This is a genomic window from Alishewanella aestuarii B11 (genome assembly GCF_000280055.1).
Taxonomy (GTDB): domain Bacteria; phylum Pseudomonadota; class Gammaproteobacteria; order Enterobacterales; family Alteromonadaceae; genus Alishewanella; species Alishewanella aestuarii.
This window is the reverse complement of record NZ_ALAB01000020.1, coordinates 21439-40419: the sequence shown is the minus strand read 5'-3', so window position 1 is coordinate 40419 and position 18981 is coordinate 21439. Positions and strand designations below refer to the sequence as shown.

Here is an 18981-nt window from a genome sequence, read left to right as displayed (position 1 = left end):
CACAGTTATTTAGTCAGCGTTCAATCTAAAATCTGGTTAAAGGGTATAGATAAGCAATCTATGTCTTTTTTCTAAGCGATGGAGCCTTTGATGCCACGTCTTCGCCCCCGTCAGTTACTGACGCTGTCATTGTTAGCCGGCTTTTTAACCATGGCACTGAAAACCCTGGCCTGGTATCTAACCGACTCTGTTGGCTTTTTATCCGACGCGCTGGAATCACTGGTTAATGTTACCGGTGCCGGCTTCGCCTTATGGATGGTGACCATCGCCCGACGGCCAGCAGATGATGGCCACCCCTTTGGGCATAGTAAAGCCGAGTATTTTTCAGCCGCCTTTGAAGGTGGCATGATATTTCTGGCGGCTCTGGCGATTTTGTTTACGGCCGGCGAGCGTTTACTCAACCCACAGCCAATTAATGCTTTGGGTATCGGTACCCTGCTTACTGTGCTGGCCAGCGTGATTAATCTGGCCGTGGCAATGTTATTGCTACGCGGCGGTAAAGACTGGCACTCCCCCGCGCTGGAAAGCGATGGCAAACATTTGCTTACTGATGTTTGGACCACAGCAGGTGTGGTGCTCGGTGTTGCGCTGGCGGTGATATTTGAAAAAAACTGGCTCGACCCTTTGGTTGCCATTCTGGTTGCCCTGCACATTCTGCGTGAAGGCGGCCGCATTTTACATAAAGCCATTAACGGCCTGATGGATAACGCTCTGCCGGCGGAGCGGATCGCGCAAATCAACCTCAGTTTGGCAGACATTGGCGGGCCTGAGGTGCAGTTTACTAATCTGCGTACCCGTACTGCAGCAACCCAGTCCTTCGCCCAAGCCGATTTGTTGGTACCCGGCCACTGGAGCGTCGAACGTGCGCATCAACTGGCCGATCAAGCCGAACAACAACTCGCCAGCCAAAACGTGCAGCTTATCGTCCATATCGAACCCTACCCCTGACTTATCCACAGTACTCCGGTACCGGCTAGACCACCTCAGACCGGTACCGGACACCTGTGGATAAGTTGAGGTTGCGCTAAAGGGAACAACAGGTTAGTTTAAAAGCCATTCTGCTTTTAAAATTAAACACCTATGTTCGAAACTCTGACTCAGATTGGTTTACCGCTAGCACTGATCTTTATTATGACCGGTGTCGGCATGAGCCTGCGACCGCAGAATTTTCACCAAGTCGCAACCCAGCCGAAAGCATTTTTTGTTGGGGCGGTGGCACAACTGATACTACTGCCGCTGCTGGCGCTTGGTGTGATTGCGGTGTTTCAACTTCAGGGGGAGCTGGCGGTCGGCTTATTTATCCTGGCACTCTGTCCGGGTGGCACTACGTCGAACTTATATAGCTATTTATCGAAAGCCGACGTTGGCTTATCAGTATCCCTGACGGCACTGGTCGGTTTCGTTACCCCCTTTACCCTGCCTTTTTTAGCTGCCTGGGCAATGCAACAGTTTTTAGGCGCCGAGAGTTTATTACAGCTACCACTACTCAAAACCTGGTTAACACTACTGATCGTTGGCGTGATCCCGGTGATTATTGGCATGTTAGTCAAAGCGAAGTTTCCGCATTTTGCCGAGCGCGCCCAGCCACAAATCAGTCGTTTTTCGGTACTGGTATTACTGCTGCTGATTGTCAGTATTGCCTATGATTTGGGCGACACACTTTGGCACTATCTGCTGCTAAGCGGCCCGGCGGCACTGACACTAAACCTGCTGTCGATGGCTCTGGGTTATGGTCTGGGGCGCTGGTTGCTACATAGCGAGCAACAAGCGCGGACCATCTGTCTGGAAGTAGGCTTACAAAATGGCACCCTGGCATTGCTAATTACTACTGGTATTCTGCAAAGCTCAGCGATGTCCATCGCACCAAGCGTTTACAGTTTACTGATGTTTGGCAGTGCCAGCGTATTTACCTGGTGGGCGTTAAAACGCGGCACCCGGTAAACTGGTGGCTAACTTTAACAGCCGCTGCTTGTGGTGCTGTAACGCTGTCTTATCGGCAGCAGTCAAACAAGGTTCTATCGCCTGTTGCATCTGCTCAGTTTGATGAATTTTCTGCTCCGCGATGCGCCGCTGTGGCTCAGGTAAAAAGGGTAAGCTCTGGCGGGTCAGTTGTTGTACCGGTTGCAAAGATTGTAATAGCGGCCAGCTGCCTTTCGCCGTTAACTCTAAAAACAGCGGCGCTGTTAATTGATGTTTTGCCAACACCTGATCAACCTCTGCCACATAGGCTTTGCCCTGCTCTTGTTGGCGCAGATCACTGGCATGCTGCTGCCAGTCACAATGCTTTTTCAACCGCAGTTTGGTTAGCCCTTGTGGATTATCCTGTTCAATAGCGACCAGCTCCGGCAACGCCGCTTCCAGCCGGGCAATATTTTGTTCAGTTAAAACTGTCGTTGCCGACACAGCAGCACTGGTTGCGGTCAGAGCGAAAACTAAAACCATTTTACGCATAATATTCCCCATTAAATACTGCTGTCGATTATTACCAACAGAACTGAATCCTACCTGAAGCCTTTTTAAGGCACCTTAACTGGTCAGACCGGTACCGGAGTGCTGTGGATAAGTTAGCTGCTGATAATGGTAGCGATACCGAGCAAGATGAAGATTGCACAGGCGCTACGTCGTGCCCAATCCAGCGAAATTTTCTGCAATAACCAGCTACCGGCATAGACCACCGGCACGTTGGCGGCCAGCATACCCAGCGTCGTGCCCCAGATCACCATCCAGACCGCATCGTCAAACGCCGCCGCCAGGATCACCGTTGCCACCTGAGTTTTGTCGCCAATCTCGGCCAGGAAAAACAGCACACAACTGGCAACAAAGGCGCCGTACTTTAGCATGGCAGTATCGTCGCTATCGTCTTTATCCGGGATCAGCAGCCATAGCGCCACAGCGATAAAGGAGCCACCTAACAACCACGGGCCCCAACCGGCAGGGATAAACTGCGCCGCCCAAACGCCTAACCAGGCTGATGCCGCATGATTTAATAAGGTCGCGACCAGAATACCGGCGATAATGGCGGTTTTATTGCGAAAACGCGCAGCTAAAAACAGGGAGAGCAGTTGAGTTTTGTCACCGATTTCAGCAATGGCGACAGCGGTAAAAGAAGATAATAAAGCGTCCATAACATCCTGCATTAGCGCGGGATATTATCGACAAAAGATAAGAGCTGACTCCCGCGTTCGGTCAGTGTCTTATCTTAAGTCTCATCACACAAGCCCGGAGAGTTGAGCTTGCTGCCTATACCATATGCATGCGGCACAAGTATGTTGATATAGGCGCCTTACGGCCGATTACTCCCTTAAAGAGGCGCGCAGTATAACTGCTGGCTGCAGAAAAACCAAGCCTGCGCCCGGGAGCGATTCCCGGGCCCAGCTATTAAGCCTGACGCAATAAACGCCGCTGCCACAAACCGCTGCGGGCCAGTAAGCGCCCTGTTGCGGTACGCAGTTTTACTAAACCATAGTAATTAAGCGGCACCAGCAACAAACTGGTCAGGGTGGAGAACAACAAGCCACCAATAATGGCAATCGCCATCGGCGCATAGCTTGGGCCATTACCACCAATGGCAGTGCCACCCAGCGCCAGCGGTACCAGCCCCAAGACGGTGGTCGCAACGGTCATCAGAATTGGCTTTAAGCGTGCGGTACAGGCTTCGATAATCAGATTTTTCAGCGGCAGATCCGGCATTAACGCCCGATCCTGATTAATACGATCAACCAGTACTATGCCGTTATTCACGACGATGCCCATCAGCACCAGCATGCCGATCATCCCCATTACCCCAAGACCAGTGCCAGTAATAAAGAAGGTCCAGAACACCCCAACAAAAGAGAATAGTAAGCTGCCAATCACCGCATTGGGCATTAACAAAGACTCAAACAAGGCCGCCATCACAATATAGATCATCGCTAACGCCAGCAGCATATTCACCAGCATCACCTGCTGCTCCTCATTCTGGCGGGTAAAGCCGCCCTGATAGGACCAACGATAACCATCCGGCAATTGCACCTGCTGCATCAGTTGACCAATTTCCTTACGCGCCTGATCCATACTGATATCTTTTTGCAGTGACAACTGCAAGGCAACACCGGTTTCGCGGTTAAAGCGACGGATCGACTGCAGCCTTGGCACCACTTTTAGCTCAGCCAGCTGCGACAGCGGAATACTGACGCCCGCCACTACGGCAACCGGTAAGTCGGCTAATTCAGACAAGGAACGGCTAATGCGCTCGTCATAAATCAGCCGGATCTGCAGCTCACCCTGTTCGGCGCTGCGATAGGTCCGCAGGTTTACGCCCCGAAGCGATAAGGCCACACTTTGCGCTACCTGATTGGCCGAAAGCCCTAAGCGCTCCAGCTCTGGGCGATTAAACAAAATCTGTACTTCCTGCTGCCCACGTGCCAGATCCGAACGCACCTCTGCTACCGCCGGTAAGCTTTGTAATGCCGGCTCCAGCTCAGCTGCCAACTCCAGTAAGCGCTCAGTCGAGTTACCTAGTAAATGCAGCCGCAGCCCGCTATTGTCATTACCAAAGCTAAAACTCGGTCTGGCGCGTACCAGCGGTGGCCATTCCTTGCGAATTTGCTCCTTCAGGCTATTTACCTCAACCGGCACCTGTTCTTGTAGCAAAATAATCGAAATAGCATGCCCGGAGCGGTAATAGCTATATACCGACTCGATATAGAACTCGTCCTTGCGGCTATATAAAAAGGCCTCCATCGCTGACACCTCAGCGCGCACCTCTTCCAGGTTATAATTGCCCTGGATGTTATAGTTTAAAAACAGCCGGCCACGGTCTTCTTCATCTTCATTACTGCTGCCTATTTGTGAAAAAGGCAGTGCCGCACTCAGTAATACCAGCACTGCCAGCAGCGTTGCGGTTTTAGGCCAGTGCATCACCTTGGTCAGCAGCCGCCGATAGCCACGATCTAGAGCTGAGCCTTGCGGATCACTGACCGGCTGAACTTTAAGTTTGGTGGTCAGCAAAGGGATCAGCGTCAGGGATAACAGCAGCGAGATCGCCAGACATAAGCAAATGGCGATAGCCACATGCTCGAGGAAAATGGTCAGCTGCATCTTTTCACCGATAATATTCGGTAAAAATACGATGGCGGTGGTCGCGGTGCCAGCCAGCACCGCCAGCCCAACCCGTTTTACCCCGCGTTCAGTTGCTGCGCGCAGATCGCCGCCCTGTGCCCGCTCACGGAAAATGCTCTCAGTGACCACAACAGCGTTATCGACCAACATACCGATCGCCAGCATCAGGCCCATCATACTGAGAATATTCAGGCTGTAGCCCATAAAATACATGGCACCCAGCGCAATCACGATTGCCGCTGGCACCGACAGCACTACAATCAGCGTGGTCGTCAGATGTCGCAGGAATAAATACAGCACAATAAAAGACAGCAAGGCACCGATAGCACCGGCTTGCAGCAAGTCGCTGAGCGATTTAGTGACATTGTCGGCCAAATCGTCCATCACATACAGGCTGATACCATTAAAGGCCGGGTTGGCATCGGCGGCGGCTACCACCTGCATCGCGGCCTTGGCCACCTCGACCAGATTCGCGCCAGACTCTTTGTAAACGTTCATCCCCACTGCATAGGTCTGGTTTAAATGCCGGCCGTCTTCGCGTTTTGGCAGCTCCAGTTCAACACTGGCGACCTCGCGCAGTTGCAGGCCCGGCCGGATCGGCAAGGCGGCAATTTCCGACAGTTCTTTGTACTCACCAAGCGGTTTTACCAGCACACTTTGCTCGCCGTTGCGCAGCTCTCCGGCACTTAAAGCAAAGTTGCTGCCACGTAACTGATTTAATAACGCCGTAGGGTCAACCTGCAGCGCCCGCATCCGATCCGGGTCCAGGCGGATAATCACCTGGCGCTTTTCCACCCCATAAAGCTCAACTTTGGAGACACCGGGTACCCGCTCCAGCGGCCGTTTTATTTGTTGTTCCAGCAAGTCATAAGCCATCGCCAGATCGCGCTCAGAAGAGATCCGTAACTGGAATATCGGCATATCGCTGGTGTTAAACTGGAATACCAGTACCCGCTCTACATCTGCCGGCAGCAAGTGGCGCACCGTATCCAGCCGCTCCCGCACTTCCAGACTCTTGCTGCTGATATTCTCACTCCAGCGAAACTGCAGTGAAATATCACCACTGTTTTCATTAGCGAAGCTACGCAGCTCTTTAATGCCACTGACGGTTGCCAATGCCTCTTCCAGCGGCCGGGTGATCAGCCGCTCCACTTCAGCTGGTGTGGCATTCGGATAAGGCACATTGACGTACAACTCCGGGATATCAATGCCAGGAAACATCTCCAGCGGCAGCAGCCGACTGGCTAAACCACCAAATAACAACATGGAGATAAACAGCATACAGATGGTCACCGGCCGGCGCAGTGCCACCCGGGTTAACCAGATTGGCTTTTGCTCGTCCGCTGCCGGTCCGGCGTGATTGTTGCTGGTTAGCGTATCGTCTAAAGGCTGTTGGCTCATAGCGTTGCCTCCTGCTCTACTGCCACAGCCTTATCCCGCTGCAGGCTATACAGCACCGGAATAAATACCAGCGTTAACAAGGTGGCCAAACTTAAACCGGCGATCACTGTAATCGCCATCGGGGCGCGGATTTCACTGCCTTCACCGGTGCCCAGTGCCAGCGGCAGTAAGCCCAGTACTGTGGTCAGGGTGGTCATTAACACCGGGCGCAACCGGCTTTGCCCCGAGGCAATAATGGCCTCCTGCAGCGCCAACCCTTCAGCACGCAGCTGGTTAATGCGGTCAATCAGGACTATGGCATTATTGACCACGATCCCGGCCAGCATAATTAAACCGATAAACACAATCACCGACAAACGGGTATCGGTAAGCCAGAGCCCCAGTACCGCACCTGCTCCCGCCAGCGGCACCGTAAACAGGATCAACAAGGGTTGCAGCAGATTTTCAAACTGCGATGCCATCACCAGATAGACCAGGAATACCGCCAGCAGTAAGGCAAACATTAATGAGCTGTATGCCCGCGCCATCTCTTCACTTTGCCCCATCACCAGCGCCTGCTGGCCCGGTAATAAAACTAACTGTGACAGTGCGGCCTCGGCGGCGGCCGTCGCCTGCTCCAGATCGCCATAAGCCAGGTTGGCCGTCACCAACGCCACCCGCTGCTGGCCCACCCGGGTAATTTCACTGGGGCCGACTTCGCGACGAATTTGCGCCACCGCACTTAACGGTAAGGGTTCAGATGCACCAGGATTAATAATCAACTCGGCCAGCTGCAATTCATGCTGACGGTACTGCTCATCCAGCCGCACCCGGATATCAATTTTGCGATCGTGCAATGAGTACTGACCGGCCACTTCACCACCGATATAGGTGGCAACGCGGCGTGCGACCTGCTGCGCCGTCATCCCCAGCTGCGATAAGCGGGCATGGTCAAAATACAGGGTCACTTCCGGCTGACCCGGTCTTAAGCTGGATTTAATATCGGTAAAACGATTATCCGCCTCCAGCAAATTAACCAGACGTTCCGCAGACTCAGACAACTGGGCCAAATCATAGCCACTGATCTCAATCTCCAATGGCGTACTGAAACTAAACAATTGCGGCCTGTCAAAGCGGCTGGTTACCCCTGGCAACAATGCCAGGGTACGGCGTAATTCTTCCTGCACCAGGGCTTCATCGTCAGCATTGCTATCCTCTGCCATCACCACATGCAGGCGGCCCCAATGGCTGCCGCCGATCGCCGGATCCACTGACATCTGGGCGCCGGTACCGGCTAAACCATAGCTGCGTTCTACCACCGGATACTGCTTCAGTTGCCCGGATAATTGTTTTAACAAGGTATCGGTTTGCTCAATAGCTGTCCCGACCGGTAATTGCACATCGACATAGAACTCGCCCTGGCTCAGCTGCGGGATCACATCCGCGCCCAGGCGCGGCAACAGACTAAAACACAGCGCCGCAGCCGTTAGCGTTAAAGCCAGGGTCAGCGTTTTGGCGGCCAACGCAGCACGCAGCAAACGCAGGTAGAGCGCTTCAATTGCTTTTAACAGCCCCTGCACCAGCAATACCGCAGGCCGGAATAACCAGTAAGCCCCCTTGGCAATGGCTTTGCCCAGCAAGCTTAGTAACGTCAGCAGCGCCAGCACTGAAAGATGTAGCAAACGCCCGGCCGCACGCAGCGGCAACAGCGGCCAGTGATACCAGCGGCTGGGTTTCAAGGAGGGTAAAGGCGTGATCTCGGTTGCTGCAGCGCCTTTTTGCCAGGAGCGCGCGGCCATAGTTGGGATCAGAGTTAACGCGACAACCAAAGAGACTAACAAGGCAAAGGTCACCGTCAGCGCCTGATCGCGAAACAGCTGGCCGGCAATGCCTTCGACAAATACCAGCGGGAAAAATACGGCTACTGTGGTCAGGGTGGAGGCCGTGATCGCCATCGATACTTCACCAGCGCCCTTACGCGCCGCGTCTTTCGCCGGCATGCCCTGCTCTTTATAGCGGGCAATATTCTCCAGTACCACAATGGCATTATCTACCAGCAAGCCAACTGCCAGCGCAATACCACCCAGACTCATCATATTTAGTGTAATATCCTGACCGTACATCAGATTAAAGGTGGCGATCACTGACACCGGGATCGATACCGAGATAATGACCGTCGCCCAGACATTACGTAAAAACAGATACAGCACCAGCATCGCCAGAATACCGCCGATAATACCGGCCGATTTCACGTCGCTGATCGCTTGTTTAATAAATTGCGACTGATCATAGAGTACATCCAGCTGATAACCGGCTGGCAGCATCTTTTTCAATTCGTCGAGACGGGATAACAAGCCTTCGGCGACCTTTACCGTATTGGCATCGCCTTCTTTATAGATCGCCAGTTCAATGCCCTGAGCGCCATTGATATAGCTGATACTCTGCCGGTCAGCAAAGGCATCCTTGACCTGTGCCACATCCTTTAACCGGATCTGACTGTTACCAACGGTAGCCAGATACAGATTTTCAATTTCCGTTAAATTGGCAAACTGGTTAATCGTCCGCACCAGATAATCATAAGCTGGAGTTTCCAGCCGACCACCGGCCAGGTTGATATTTTCGGCTTTTAAACGCTGGGTGATCAGGCTGATATCCAGCTGCAGCTGGCTGAGTTTTTGCGGGTCGACCAGGATTTGGATCTCCTGAGTTAAACCGCCATCGGGCCGCACGGCAGCAATACCCGGAAAGGACTCCAGTTTGCGGCGGAATTCTTCTTCGGCGAAGGTGCGCATTGCCACTAAGTCAGCCTGGGTCATCTCCGGCTTGGACAGCGATAAGCGTACTACCGGATCCAAATTAGGGTTAAAACGCAGTAACAACGGCTTTTCGACATCCAGCGGCAGGAACAGGACATCGAGCTTTTCCCGCACTTCCAGCAAGGCCAGATCCATGTCAGTGCCCCAGTCAAATTCCAGCACCACGTCAGAGCGACCGGCACGGGAGACCGAGGTGACTTTACGCACGCCTTTGACGATACCGAGTGCTTCCTCTACCGGCTTACTAACCAGTTGCTCCACTTCGGCCGGTGCGGCACCGACGTAGGTGGTGCGCACCGTTAAACTGGGATAAGACAAGTCAGGTAACAAATTAACCGCTAACCGACCTACTGACACCATCCCGAACAGCAGGATGGCAAGCGTGAACATCCAGACCGTGACCGGACGGGCCACGGCAGTTTCTACTAGTTTCATCTTCTCGTCCCTGTCAGAATTCGCGCTCAGATACGACTTTGACCAGGCTTTGCTCTTTTAACGCAGCATGCCCTGCCACCACGACCTGCTCTCCGGCTTCGACGCCGCTGATAATTTCCACTACGTTATCGGCAGTGTAGCCCAGGGTCACCGGCCGGCGCACAATACGGCTCTCGGCATCCAGTACCAGTACGCCCGGCAGATTATCCAGTGTCAGCAGTGCCCGCTTTGGCACCAATAAGGCGTTGTCACGGGTATCAAATTTAATTTCTACCTGGCTAAACATCCCGGCTTTTAACTGGCGCGCGCTGTTATCAATTAACAAGGTGGTACGCACTGTGCCTGAGCTGGCATCCACCACTGGCGCGACCCGGCTTACCGCCGCCTTAACTTCCGGCACACCGGCAAAGCTCAGCACCGCCTGTTGTCCGGCTTGCGCTTGCAGTACTTGCTGCTCAGGTAAATGCACAACGGCTTCCAGCTCGGTTTCGCTAACCAGATGAAATAACGAATTCGGCGTTAACTGGCTGATCAGTTGGCCGGCCTTAACATAACGACGGGCTACGACACCAGCTATCGGCGCACGAATTTCGGTTTCCCGCAAATTCAGCTCTGCCAGCTCAACTGCAGCCTGCATTGCCGCAACCTGCCATTTTAATTTTTCATACAGATCGGCACTGACCAACTGGCGCTGATGCATTTCCGTCATCCGGGTCAGCTCTGAACTTAAGCGACCTAATTCCGCCCGCTCTTTCGCCAGTTGGTGACGCTGCCGCTCATTTTCCAGCACCGCCAGTAATTGTCCGGCCTGTACCTGATCGCCTTCTTCAACCAGGATTTTCTGCACCAGCCCACTGCTTTTCGCCATCACTTCGGCTTCAGCACGGGCCGTTAAGGTGGTGGTAGTACGGTAGCTACTGCTGATGGCGCCATTCTTCGCCACAGAAATTTCTACCGGCACTGCGACTTCAGTCGCAGCAGTCGCATTAATACTACTTTGCGCCTTATTACAACCGGTTAAGACTAAGGTACTGCACAGCACGGCGGCCGCAAGCGGCATTATCGTTTTCATTTTCGTGTTCCTTGCATAAAGGGTTGATTTCAACCCGTTACTGTTAATCTGACGCTTTCTAAATTGCAGCCACTATGCCAATAGTTTAATAGATTTAAGATCAGCTACTTAGCTTTAAATTGTTACAAATCACGACAATTGAAACACCAAAAAATAGTAAAACACACCACCTTTTAGGCAAAATCCGTTTATTCGTCGTGGGCGCTGCCACAGCCGTACAGATCAGATCAGCTCATCGCAAACCCACGTTAGAGTCTGTACTCTAAATAATAATCGTTCTATACTGCGCCCCCTTTGTCCCAACAAGGTGTACAACTTATGCTAAGAAAAACCTCGGTCGCCACTGCCGTTTTAGTGGCACTGAGTAGCCTGACTGTGCAGGCGGAAGGTTATAAATTACTGGAGCAGTCGGTCAGTAGCATGGGCAATGCCTATGCCGGCCGCGGTGCACAAATTACTGATGCGACATTGGTTTATTCCAATCCTGCTGCCTTAACCGAGCTTAAGGGCGAGCATTTTTCCGGTGGCTTAAACCTGATCCATGCCCGTACCCGCTACAGCGATGCCCAGGCGGTGAATGCCCGCGGCCTGGAGGTGACAGGCAGGGATCACGGTAAGGTATTGCTAACCGAAGTGGTGCCTTTTGCCTTTTATAGTCAGCAACTGAACGACAATTTAAGTTGGGGCCTCGGCTTTTATGTGCCCTTTGGCCTGTCTTCCAACTACCAGCAAGACTGGGTTGGCCGCTACTTTGCCGATGAAACGGCAGTTCAGGTCTTAAGCCTGCAACCGGCACTCGGTTACAAATTAACTGACTGGCTCTCAGTAGGTGGCGCCATCAGTCTGAACCGCGCTGAAGGCACCTTATCCAAATACAAAGATCACTCAGGTTTGTGTGAACTGGGTAGCGGTATTGCGCAGCTGGCCGGGCGCGATCTGTCTAACGCCGCCTTTTGTGACAGTCATTATGAAGTCACAGGCAGTGACGTTAGCCTGGGATATACACTAGCCCTGCATGCCGAGCCGCTAAGCGGTACCCGGCTGGCGCTGATTTACCATTCAGCGGTCCGTTATACCCTAAGTGGCGACTCCGAAATTACCAATACCCCTATTACGGCAGCCACGGCGGGCAATACCCCAGGGCTTATCAGCGTTGCTCCGGGCCTGCCATTGGTGGATGCCAGTACCGGGCGTTTTGCTGCCCGCGACTTGCTGACGGAACGCAGCAAACTGGCGCTGACCACACCTGCGACCCTGACCTTTAGTCTGGATCAGCAGCTTAATGCCAAACTCAGTGTACAGGGTAGCCTGCTATGGACTGGCTGGAGTGTATTTAAAAGTATCGATATCGTCAGTAAAGATGCTAACCCCAGTATCTCCCTCAGTACCGGTGCCCAGTTAGGTGGCATGGGTTATATTGGCTATATCCCGGAATACTGGCACGATACCTGGTCTTTTTCGCTCGGGGCAACTTATCAGTATCAGGCTGATTTAACATTACGTGCCGGCATCGCCTATGACGAAAACCCGATCCGCACAGTTCACAAAACAGCACGGATCCCAACCTCAGATCGGGTCTGGTTAACCACAGGGTTAACTACCCGGCTCTCTGCCCAGAGCACGCTGGATCTGGCCTACGGCTATATGTTTATGGATGATGTCGCCATTAATGAGTTTGAGTATGGTGTTGCCGATAACCGGCTGAATCAGGCCAATCTGCAGGCAAACTACCGCAATAAAGCCCATGTGCTGGGTGTGCAGTTTAACTATCAATTCTAAGACGTTCTGCCTTTTTATTGCCCGCTGGCTTTCAGCGGGCGTTCACGCCCTTTTACTAAACTATTCTTATCGATAGCAGTCAAATTCAGGTACACTGCTACCAGATTGATCTGCTGCAGACCAAAGGCCGTTCAATAGCCAAAGGCTGTATTACCGGGGGTCCTATCATGAAATTGTTGCCAACCGCCTTGTTACTTTGTGCCAGTTTGTTGCTGGTTGCCTGCGCCAGCAGTCCGCGTCAGGCCAATATCGATTATGATCGTAGCGTCAATTTCAGCCAGTACCAGCGCTTTGCTTTTTATCAAGCAGCGCCGGCAGAAGGCGAAGAGGCCGCCAAGCCGGCCTATGATCCGCTGCTGGAACAACATTTTAAAACTGCTATCAGCCGTGAAATGACCGCCCTGGGTTACACACTGGACGAAACCGCCCCGCAGTTACTGGTGAACTACCTGACCAATGTTGAAAACCGCCAGGATGTGCGCAGCTCGCCTTTTAGTGTTAACACCGGTTTTGGCTTTTTTGGCCGCAACAGCGCCTTTAGTGTTGGCTTTCCGCTTTATGGCGGCGTCGAAAAAGTCGACTATAAAGTGGGCTCAGTATTAATCGAAGTGATTGATGCCTCAGCCAACAGAGTGATCTGGCAGGGTATGCTGGAAGGTCGGCTATCCAACAAAGCTATGCAGCAACCGCAGCAGGCGATCAACGACACCGTCAATCTGATTTTTCAGCGTTATCCAACCAGACTCGTCAGTCAGTAACTGACTGCGCAAAAAAAAAGCGGGGGCCAAAGGCCCCCTGCACTCAATCGCAGAGTAATATCCAGGAAGGAAGGTATAACGGCTGCGATTATCCGTTAGCAGCATGGCAGTTTTATGACGAATAGCTTGCAGAATAATGAATTCGACGCCGCAGCAACGGGCAGTGCAACCTTAGCTGATGGCAAACGCCTGGCGCTGCTGATTGCACAAAGTGGTTTATGTTCACGCCGGGCAGCCAGCCGGTTAATCACGGCCGGCCGGGTTAGCGTCAATGACCAGCCGGCCAGCCATACCCTGCACCTGCCCGATGCCAGCACCATCTGTGTCGATGGCAAACCCTTACCTACCCCGGCCAAACTGAGCTATTACCTGTACCATAAACCTGTAGGTATTGACTGCAATATCCGCCCCGAAGATCCGGCCAGTATCGCGGCGGTACTTCGCGATTTACCTGCCAGGCTCTACCCGGTTGGCAGGCTGGATAAAGACTCGCGCGGCCTGCTGCTACTAACCAATGACGGTGCCCTGACCCAAAGGTTATTACATCCGGGTGCCCAAAAGGCCAAAACCTATTGGGTTGAGGTGGATAAACCTCTTGCAGCAGATCTCAGTGCTCGCTTTGCAGCAGGTATCAGTTGGCAAGTCGGGCCGCATCGCTACCAGGCCCAGCCCTGCCAGGCGCGGCCGCTTAGTACAAACCGTTTTGAAGTTATCTTATATGAAGGCCAGAACAGGCAAATTCGTTATATGTGCCGCGAGCTTGGTTATCGGGTACAGGATCTGTGCCGGGTGGCTATTGGCGATCTGGCGCTTGGCAGCTTAGCAGCAGGCGAGCTGCGACCGCTTAGTGCTGCCGAGCTGGCATTGCTGTAGCAGAGGGTTGCCGCTTAAGTCGCCATAGCAGCAGACAAAGTAATAACGTCAGGCCATACATTAATACCGACCCGATCACCACGCCCAACCACTGCCCTGCCTGCCAGAACGGCTGCAGATATAAAGTTCCCGTGCTGGCGCCCAGATAATAAAACACCAGATAAAGCGCACTGGCGCTCGCCTTGGCACGAAGCGCATGTTGACTGACCCAGCTACTGGCCAGTGAGTGACATAAAAAGAAACCAAAGGCACTGATAAAAAAGCCTGCGCCAATCAGCACTAAACTTTGCCCCAGGGTAATGACCGACCCCAGCATCATAATCAGAATACCAGCCGCCATGGCACCGGGTGCAGACAAGCGCGCCGCAATTTTTGCCGATAGTGCAGAGCCAACAGTGCCGGTTAAATAGGTGACAAACAGCAAGCCAATCAAACTACTGCCAAGGGAGAACGGTGCTGCCGCCAGCACGAAAGCGATATAGGTATATTGATTTAAAAACACCAGAAAATTCAGGCCGCCAATCAAGTACACCAGCAACAACAACGGCTGGCGCAGATGAAACAGGTTATCACTCAAGGCTTGTTTCAGCCGGAATGGTTGGCGCTGAAATTGTAACGAGGCGGGTAAATAACGCCATACCAGCCAGCAACTCAGCAAACCCAGCAGCGTCATTGGATAGAACACCCACTGCCAGTGGCCAAGGTCAGCCATGGCGCCCGATAATAAACGGCCGCTGATACCGCCCAGAGAATTGGCACTGATATAAAGCCCAACCGCACTGACCAGCGCGGGTTTGCTGTACTCTTCGCCCATCCAGGCAATGGCAATAGCCGGCAGGCCACCGAGAAAGAGCCCCTGTACCGCACGCCAGAACAGCAACGCCTGAAATGACGAAACCTGACTGAGGATCAGTGTACTGAGCGTCATCCCAATCAGGGTGATTAACAGCAGTTTTTTGCGGCCCCAGGCATCGGATAGTGCGGCATACACCAGTAACGACAAGCCCAGACACAGGGTACCTATGGTATAGACCCAGCTTACCGTTAACGCCGAGAGCTGAAATTGTCGGCTTAACTCCGGCAAGAGCGGTTGCATCAGATGCAAATTGGCAAATACCGCAGCGGCGGCCACACAAAGCGCCAATGCACTGCGATAAAACGCTGCCGATTTATATTCAATCAAAGCCGGTGATCCTGTTTCTACTCAGAGCCTTATTGTAACCGATCCCGGGCGCCGTCGGATGCGTAATGGCAAAGTTAGCGCCAATATCGACTTAAAACCCAGTCCAGGCTGAAAAGTGCAGAAAATCGAAAGATTAGTTGGATTTATTGCACTGGTCTTACCGCAACCGCGCCCATATCTAGCCTGGACTGTAATTAACAACCCTAAACTAACTGGAGTGCTATGAATACCGTCTTCTCACCAATAAAACTGGGCGCTGTGGCGCTAAAAAACCGCATCCTGATGGCACCCTTAACCCGCTGCCGCGCCACCCTGGACCACTATGCCACCGAACTGATGGCCGAGCATTATGCCCAGCGTGCCAGTGCCGGTTTATTAATCGCGGAAGCCACCATGATTGCGGAAGGCAACTCTGCATTTTACCGCGAACCGGGCATTTACTCGGCCGCACATGCCAATGCCTGGCGGCAGGTTACTCAGGCAGTACATGCGAAAGATGGTAAGATTTTTCTGCAACTTTGGCATGGCGGCCGTGCCTGTCATCCGGCCTTAAATAACGGCAAGGTGCCGGTTTCAGCGGGCACCGACGCCATCGACGATTACACCCACACGCCGGAAGGTAAAAAAAGCTACACCGCGCCGCGGCAATTACCGACTGCTGAGATTGCAGAGGTGGTCGAGCAATTCCGCCAGGCGGCGATCTATGCCAAACAAGCCGGCTTTGACGGTGTAGAAGTGCATGGCGCCAATGGCTATTTAATTGACCAATTCCTGCGTGATGGCATTAATAATCGCACTGACCGTTATGGCGGCAGTCTGGAAAACCGCGCACGCTTTTTAATGGAAGTGCTGCAGGCGGTCATCAGTGTCTGGGGCGCCGATCGGGTGGGCCTGCGCTTATCACCGCTAAACAGCTTTAATAGTGCCAAAGACAGTGACCCTATTGGCCTGATCAGCTATTTGGCCAAAGCATTAAGCCCATTAAAGCTGGCTTATCTGCACCTGATGCGCGCCGACTTTGCCGGCCTGCAATTTGGCGATGTCGTGAGCGCTGCCCGCGCTCATTACCAGGGGCAACTGGTGGTAAATATGGGCTATGATCTGGCTGAAGCCAATCAGGTGATTGGTCTTGGCAAAGCTGATGCGGTAGCTTTTGGCAGTGCCTTTATCGCTAACCCGGATCTGGTCGAGCGGCTGGCACAAGGCCTGCCATTGGCCCAGCCCGACGTTGCCACCTTCTACACCCACGATGCCAAAGGCTATACCGATTATCCGCGGGCCGGTGTTTAAAGCGAAAAGCGCAGCTCACACCGCTACCAGAAGGGGTTTGAGCTGCGTTATCGCGGCCTGCTTGCAGCTGGCTGTCAGCTCGGGTACAGTTATCAGGTCAAGAATGGGGTGAGATCGGCAGATCTGGCCCCTTTTTACCTTTATATACTAATAACGAGAAATGACTTTATGCATGATGCATCCTGGCGGGACTTACCCCCGCCCACGCCTTTCTATCGCTGGATGGTGTTGCTGTTTGTCAGCCTGGCGATGTTTGGTAACTACTATATCTATGACTCCTTATGGCCTATTGTTGACTTACTGCGCGAACAGCGCGGCTTTAGTTATCAACAAATTGGTTGGCTTTCCACCGCCTATAACGTCGCTGCGCTGCTGGTATTACTGGCCGGTGGCTATCTGATTGACCGCTGGGGCACCAAAAGGGCTATTACACTATTCGCGCTCATTTGCTTATTTGCGGCCATCGTAACTGCCTGGAGCCCAAACTTTGAAATGATGCTAGCCGGCCGTTTTTTACTGGGCCTGGGAGCAGAACCGCTGATTGTGGCAGCTACCACAGTGCTGGCAAAATGGTTTAAAGGTAAGGAACTGAGCTTTGCCTTTGGTATTAACCTGTCGATTGCCCGCTTAGGCTCGACTGCCGCCGATTGGTCGACCGGTTTTGCCAGCCCGCTGTATGCCAACTGGCAAGATCCATTATGGCTGGCCACTGCGGTAGCCGGTATCTCGGTCAGTGCCGCTATCCTTTACTGGATTTTAGAGCGCCGCGCCGAAGGCCGTTATAGCCTGGGTGTGGCGGAAAATAACGAAAAACTGGAATTTAAAGGCCTGTACAGTTTTAGTGCCTCTTACTGGTATGTGGTCGCGCTGTGCGTCGTGTTTTACGCCACCGTCTTTCCGTTTCGCAGCTTTGCCATCGACTACTTTCAACAAGCGCATGGCCTCGACCGCGAAGCTGCCGGCATTTTAAGCAGCATTCTGCCAGTCTCCGCCATTATCGCCACGCCACTGTTTGGTCTGTGGGTAGACCGTATTGGTAAGCGCGCCCTCTTTATGGCTGCCGGCTCACTGGTGTTGTTACCACTATTCTTAATAGTAACCTATGCACCGGCCGGTCCGCTGGTTGGTATTAGTATTCCGCTGATCGGCAGTGCCGTCGTACCGCTAACCTTATTGCTTGTTATCACAGTACTGGGGATCGTCTTCTCGCTGATCCCGGCAGTAATGTGGCCTTCTGTCGCCTATATCGTCGATGGCCGTCGCCTGGGGTCTGCTTATGCGCTGATGACGTTCTGTCAGCAAATTGGCTGGGCAATAGTGCCGCTGACTATCGGGTTCTTAAACGATCGCTTTTTGGCCGGGCCAGAAAATATTGCTGGCTATACTCCGGGTATGTGGCTGTATACGGCGCTGGCGTCACTGGGTTTATATTTCTCTTATAAACTATGGCGCACCGAACAAGGGCCAACAGGTCATGGCCTGGATAGCATTACCAGCAAAAGTGCCGGTTAACGCTGATTAAGCAGCAATAAAAAGAGGGAGCGAGTAACGCTCCCTTTTTTTATTGCCGCAGCACAAAAAACAAGCAAAAAAAAGCTAAAGTTTAATCACGGGCAGCCGTTAACCCGTTAAGGCCAAAATGTAACAGGAGCGCCCAGATGAGTACCATTAAACCGGATGCCGCAGTAAACGCCAGTCGGCCCAGTGGTTATAAGACCGAATTACCGGCTACAGCGAACGCAAAGGCTCAGGAAAACTACAGCCAGATGCTGCAGAAAACGGGTAAAGATGTGCTTAACCAATCCATTATGCAAGCCAACGAGAAGGTTGCGCTGCAAAGCGGTAACAAATCGCTTAGCTTGCTATATAAAACCGCGCTGGAAGGCATTAACAAAGAACTGGAACCGATTTTCGGTAGTAATGCGGCGCAAAAAATTTATGACTCCGGCATCGACACCTCGCCAGAAGCAACCGCAGGGCGCATCGTCGGTTTTGCCACCAGTCTATTTACCCTTTACCAGCAGCAGCGTCCGTCAGATGATCAAGAGCAACAGCTGAACGACTTTATGGATGTGATAGGTAAAGGTATAGAGCAAGGCTTCGCTGATGCTATCAAAATTCTGGAGGGATTACAGGTTTTTAGTGGTGAAGTAAAAAGCGGTGTCGATACTACCTATAATCTGGTGATGCAGGGATTACAGAAGTTCCGGGAGCAGATGCTGGATAGCTTTAAGCAACCCGAGCAAGCAGAACAGTCGAAAAGCTAACTTGAACAAGCTGGCCCTCGTTCAGTAT

14 protein-coding genes are annotated in these 18981 nt (G+C 52.7%); 8 read left to right on the top strand and 6 right to left on the bottom strand.

Going from position 1 to position 18981, the window contains the following annotated elements:
• Positions 1–90: 90 nt before the first annotated feature.
• Together AEST_RS07185 and AEST_RS07180 are read left to right on the top strand one after the other, a co-directional pair.
• A complete protein-coding gene (locus tag AEST_RS07185; RefSeq protein WP_008608088.1) occupies positions 91–948 on the top strand; it encodes a cation diffusion facilitator family transporter in 858 nt (285 codons plus the stop codon).
• A gap of 132 nt (positions 949–1080) precedes the next feature.
• Entirely contained in the window at positions 1081–1941 is an 861-nt protein-coding gene (locus AEST_RS07180; RefSeq protein WP_008608087.1) for a bile acid:sodium symporter family protein, read from the top strand.
• Here AEST_RS07180 and AEST_RS07175 read toward each other — a convergent pair.
• The 5 genes from AEST_RS07175 to AEST_RS07155 form a co-directional block, all read right to left on the bottom strand.
• Positions 1921–2451, bottom strand: coding sequence for a hypothetical protein (locus AEST_RS07175; protein ID WP_039925253.1), 531 nt, complete (start codon positions 2449–2451; stop codon positions 1921–1923). The genes AEST_RS07180 and AEST_RS07175 overlap by 21 nt on opposite strands.
• Positions 2452–2564: 113 nt before the next feature.
• Positions 2565–3125 (bottom strand): TMEM165/GDT1 family protein, encoded by a 561-nt coding sequence (locus AEST_RS07170; RefSeq protein ID WP_008608085.1) that lies wholly within the window; start codon positions 3123–3125, stop codon positions 2565–2567.
• A 253-nt stretch (positions 3126–3378) separates the two neighbouring features.
• Entirely contained in the window at positions 3379–6501 is a 3123-nt protein-coding gene (locus AEST_RS07165; RefSeq protein ID WP_008608084.1) for an efflux RND transporter permease subunit, read from the bottom strand.
• On the bottom strand, positions 6498–9731 hold the full coding sequence (locus AEST_RS07160) for an efflux RND transporter permease subunit (protein WP_008608083.1): 3234 nt from the start codon (positions 9729–9731) through the stop codon (positions 6498–6500). The genes AEST_RS07165 and AEST_RS07160 overlap by 4 nt, the downstream gene beginning before the upstream one ends.
• Before the next feature lie 13 nt (positions 9732–9744).
• Positions 9745–10803, bottom strand: a complete 1059-nt coding sequence (locus AEST_RS07155; protein ID WP_008608082.1) for an efflux RND transporter periplasmic adaptor subunit — start codon at positions 10801–10803, stop codon at positions 9745–9747.
• A 318-nt stretch (positions 10804–11121) separates the two neighbouring features.
• Between AEST_RS07155 and AEST_RS07150 the strand changes: the two genes are divergently transcribed.
• The 3 genes from AEST_RS07150 to AEST_RS07140 all read left to right on the top strand — a co-directional run bounded on the left by AEST_RS07150 (position 11122) and on the right by AEST_RS07140 (position 14213).
• Positions 11122–12582, top strand: a complete 1461-nt coding sequence (locus AEST_RS07150; protein WP_008608080.1) for an OmpP1/FadL family transporter — start codon at positions 11122–11124, stop codon at positions 12580–12582.
• A 167-nt stretch (positions 12583–12749) separates the two neighbouring features.
• Positions 12750–13340, top strand: a complete 591-nt coding sequence (locus AEST_RS07145) for a DUF4136 domain-containing protein (RefSeq protein ID WP_008608079.1) — start codon at positions 12750–12752, stop codon at positions 13338–13340.
• Positions 13341–13454: 114 nt separating this feature from the next.
• Positions 13455–14213: a pseudouridine synthase gene (locus tag AEST_RS07140; protein WP_008608078.1), complete on the top strand. Its 759-nt coding sequence runs from the start codon at positions 13455–13457 to the stop codon at positions 14211–14213.
• Here the strand turns inward: AEST_RS07140 and AEST_RS07135 are convergent.
• Positions 14185–15396, bottom strand: a complete 1212-nt coding sequence (locus AEST_RS07135; RefSeq protein ID WP_008608077.1) for an MFS transporter — start codon at positions 15394–15396, stop codon at positions 14185–14187. The genes AEST_RS07140 and AEST_RS07135 overlap by 29 nt on opposite strands.
• Before the next feature lie 222 nt (positions 15397–15618).
• On the opposite strand from AEST_RS07135, the gene AEST_RS07130 reads away from it, so the two are divergent.
• The 3 genes from AEST_RS07130 to AEST_RS07120 all read left to right on the top strand — a co-directional run bounded on the left by AEST_RS07130 (position 15619) and on the right by AEST_RS07120 (position 18953).
• A complete protein-coding gene (locus AEST_RS07130) occupies positions 15619–16686 on the top strand; it encodes an alkene reductase (RefSeq protein ID WP_008608076.1) in 1068 nt (355 codons plus the stop codon).
• A 168-nt stretch (positions 16687–16854) separates the two neighbouring features.
• Positions 16855–18198: an MFS transporter gene (locus AEST_RS07125; protein WP_039925246.1), complete on the top strand. Its 1344-nt coding sequence runs from the start codon at positions 16855–16857 to the stop codon at positions 18196–18198.
• 146 nt (positions 18199–18344) lie between these two features.
• Positions 18345–18953, top strand: coding sequence for a DUF5610 domain-containing protein (locus tag AEST_RS07120; RefSeq protein WP_008608074.1), 609 nt, complete (start codon positions 18345–18347; stop codon positions 18951–18953).
• The last annotated feature ends 28 nt before the right edge of the window (positions 18954–18981 follow it).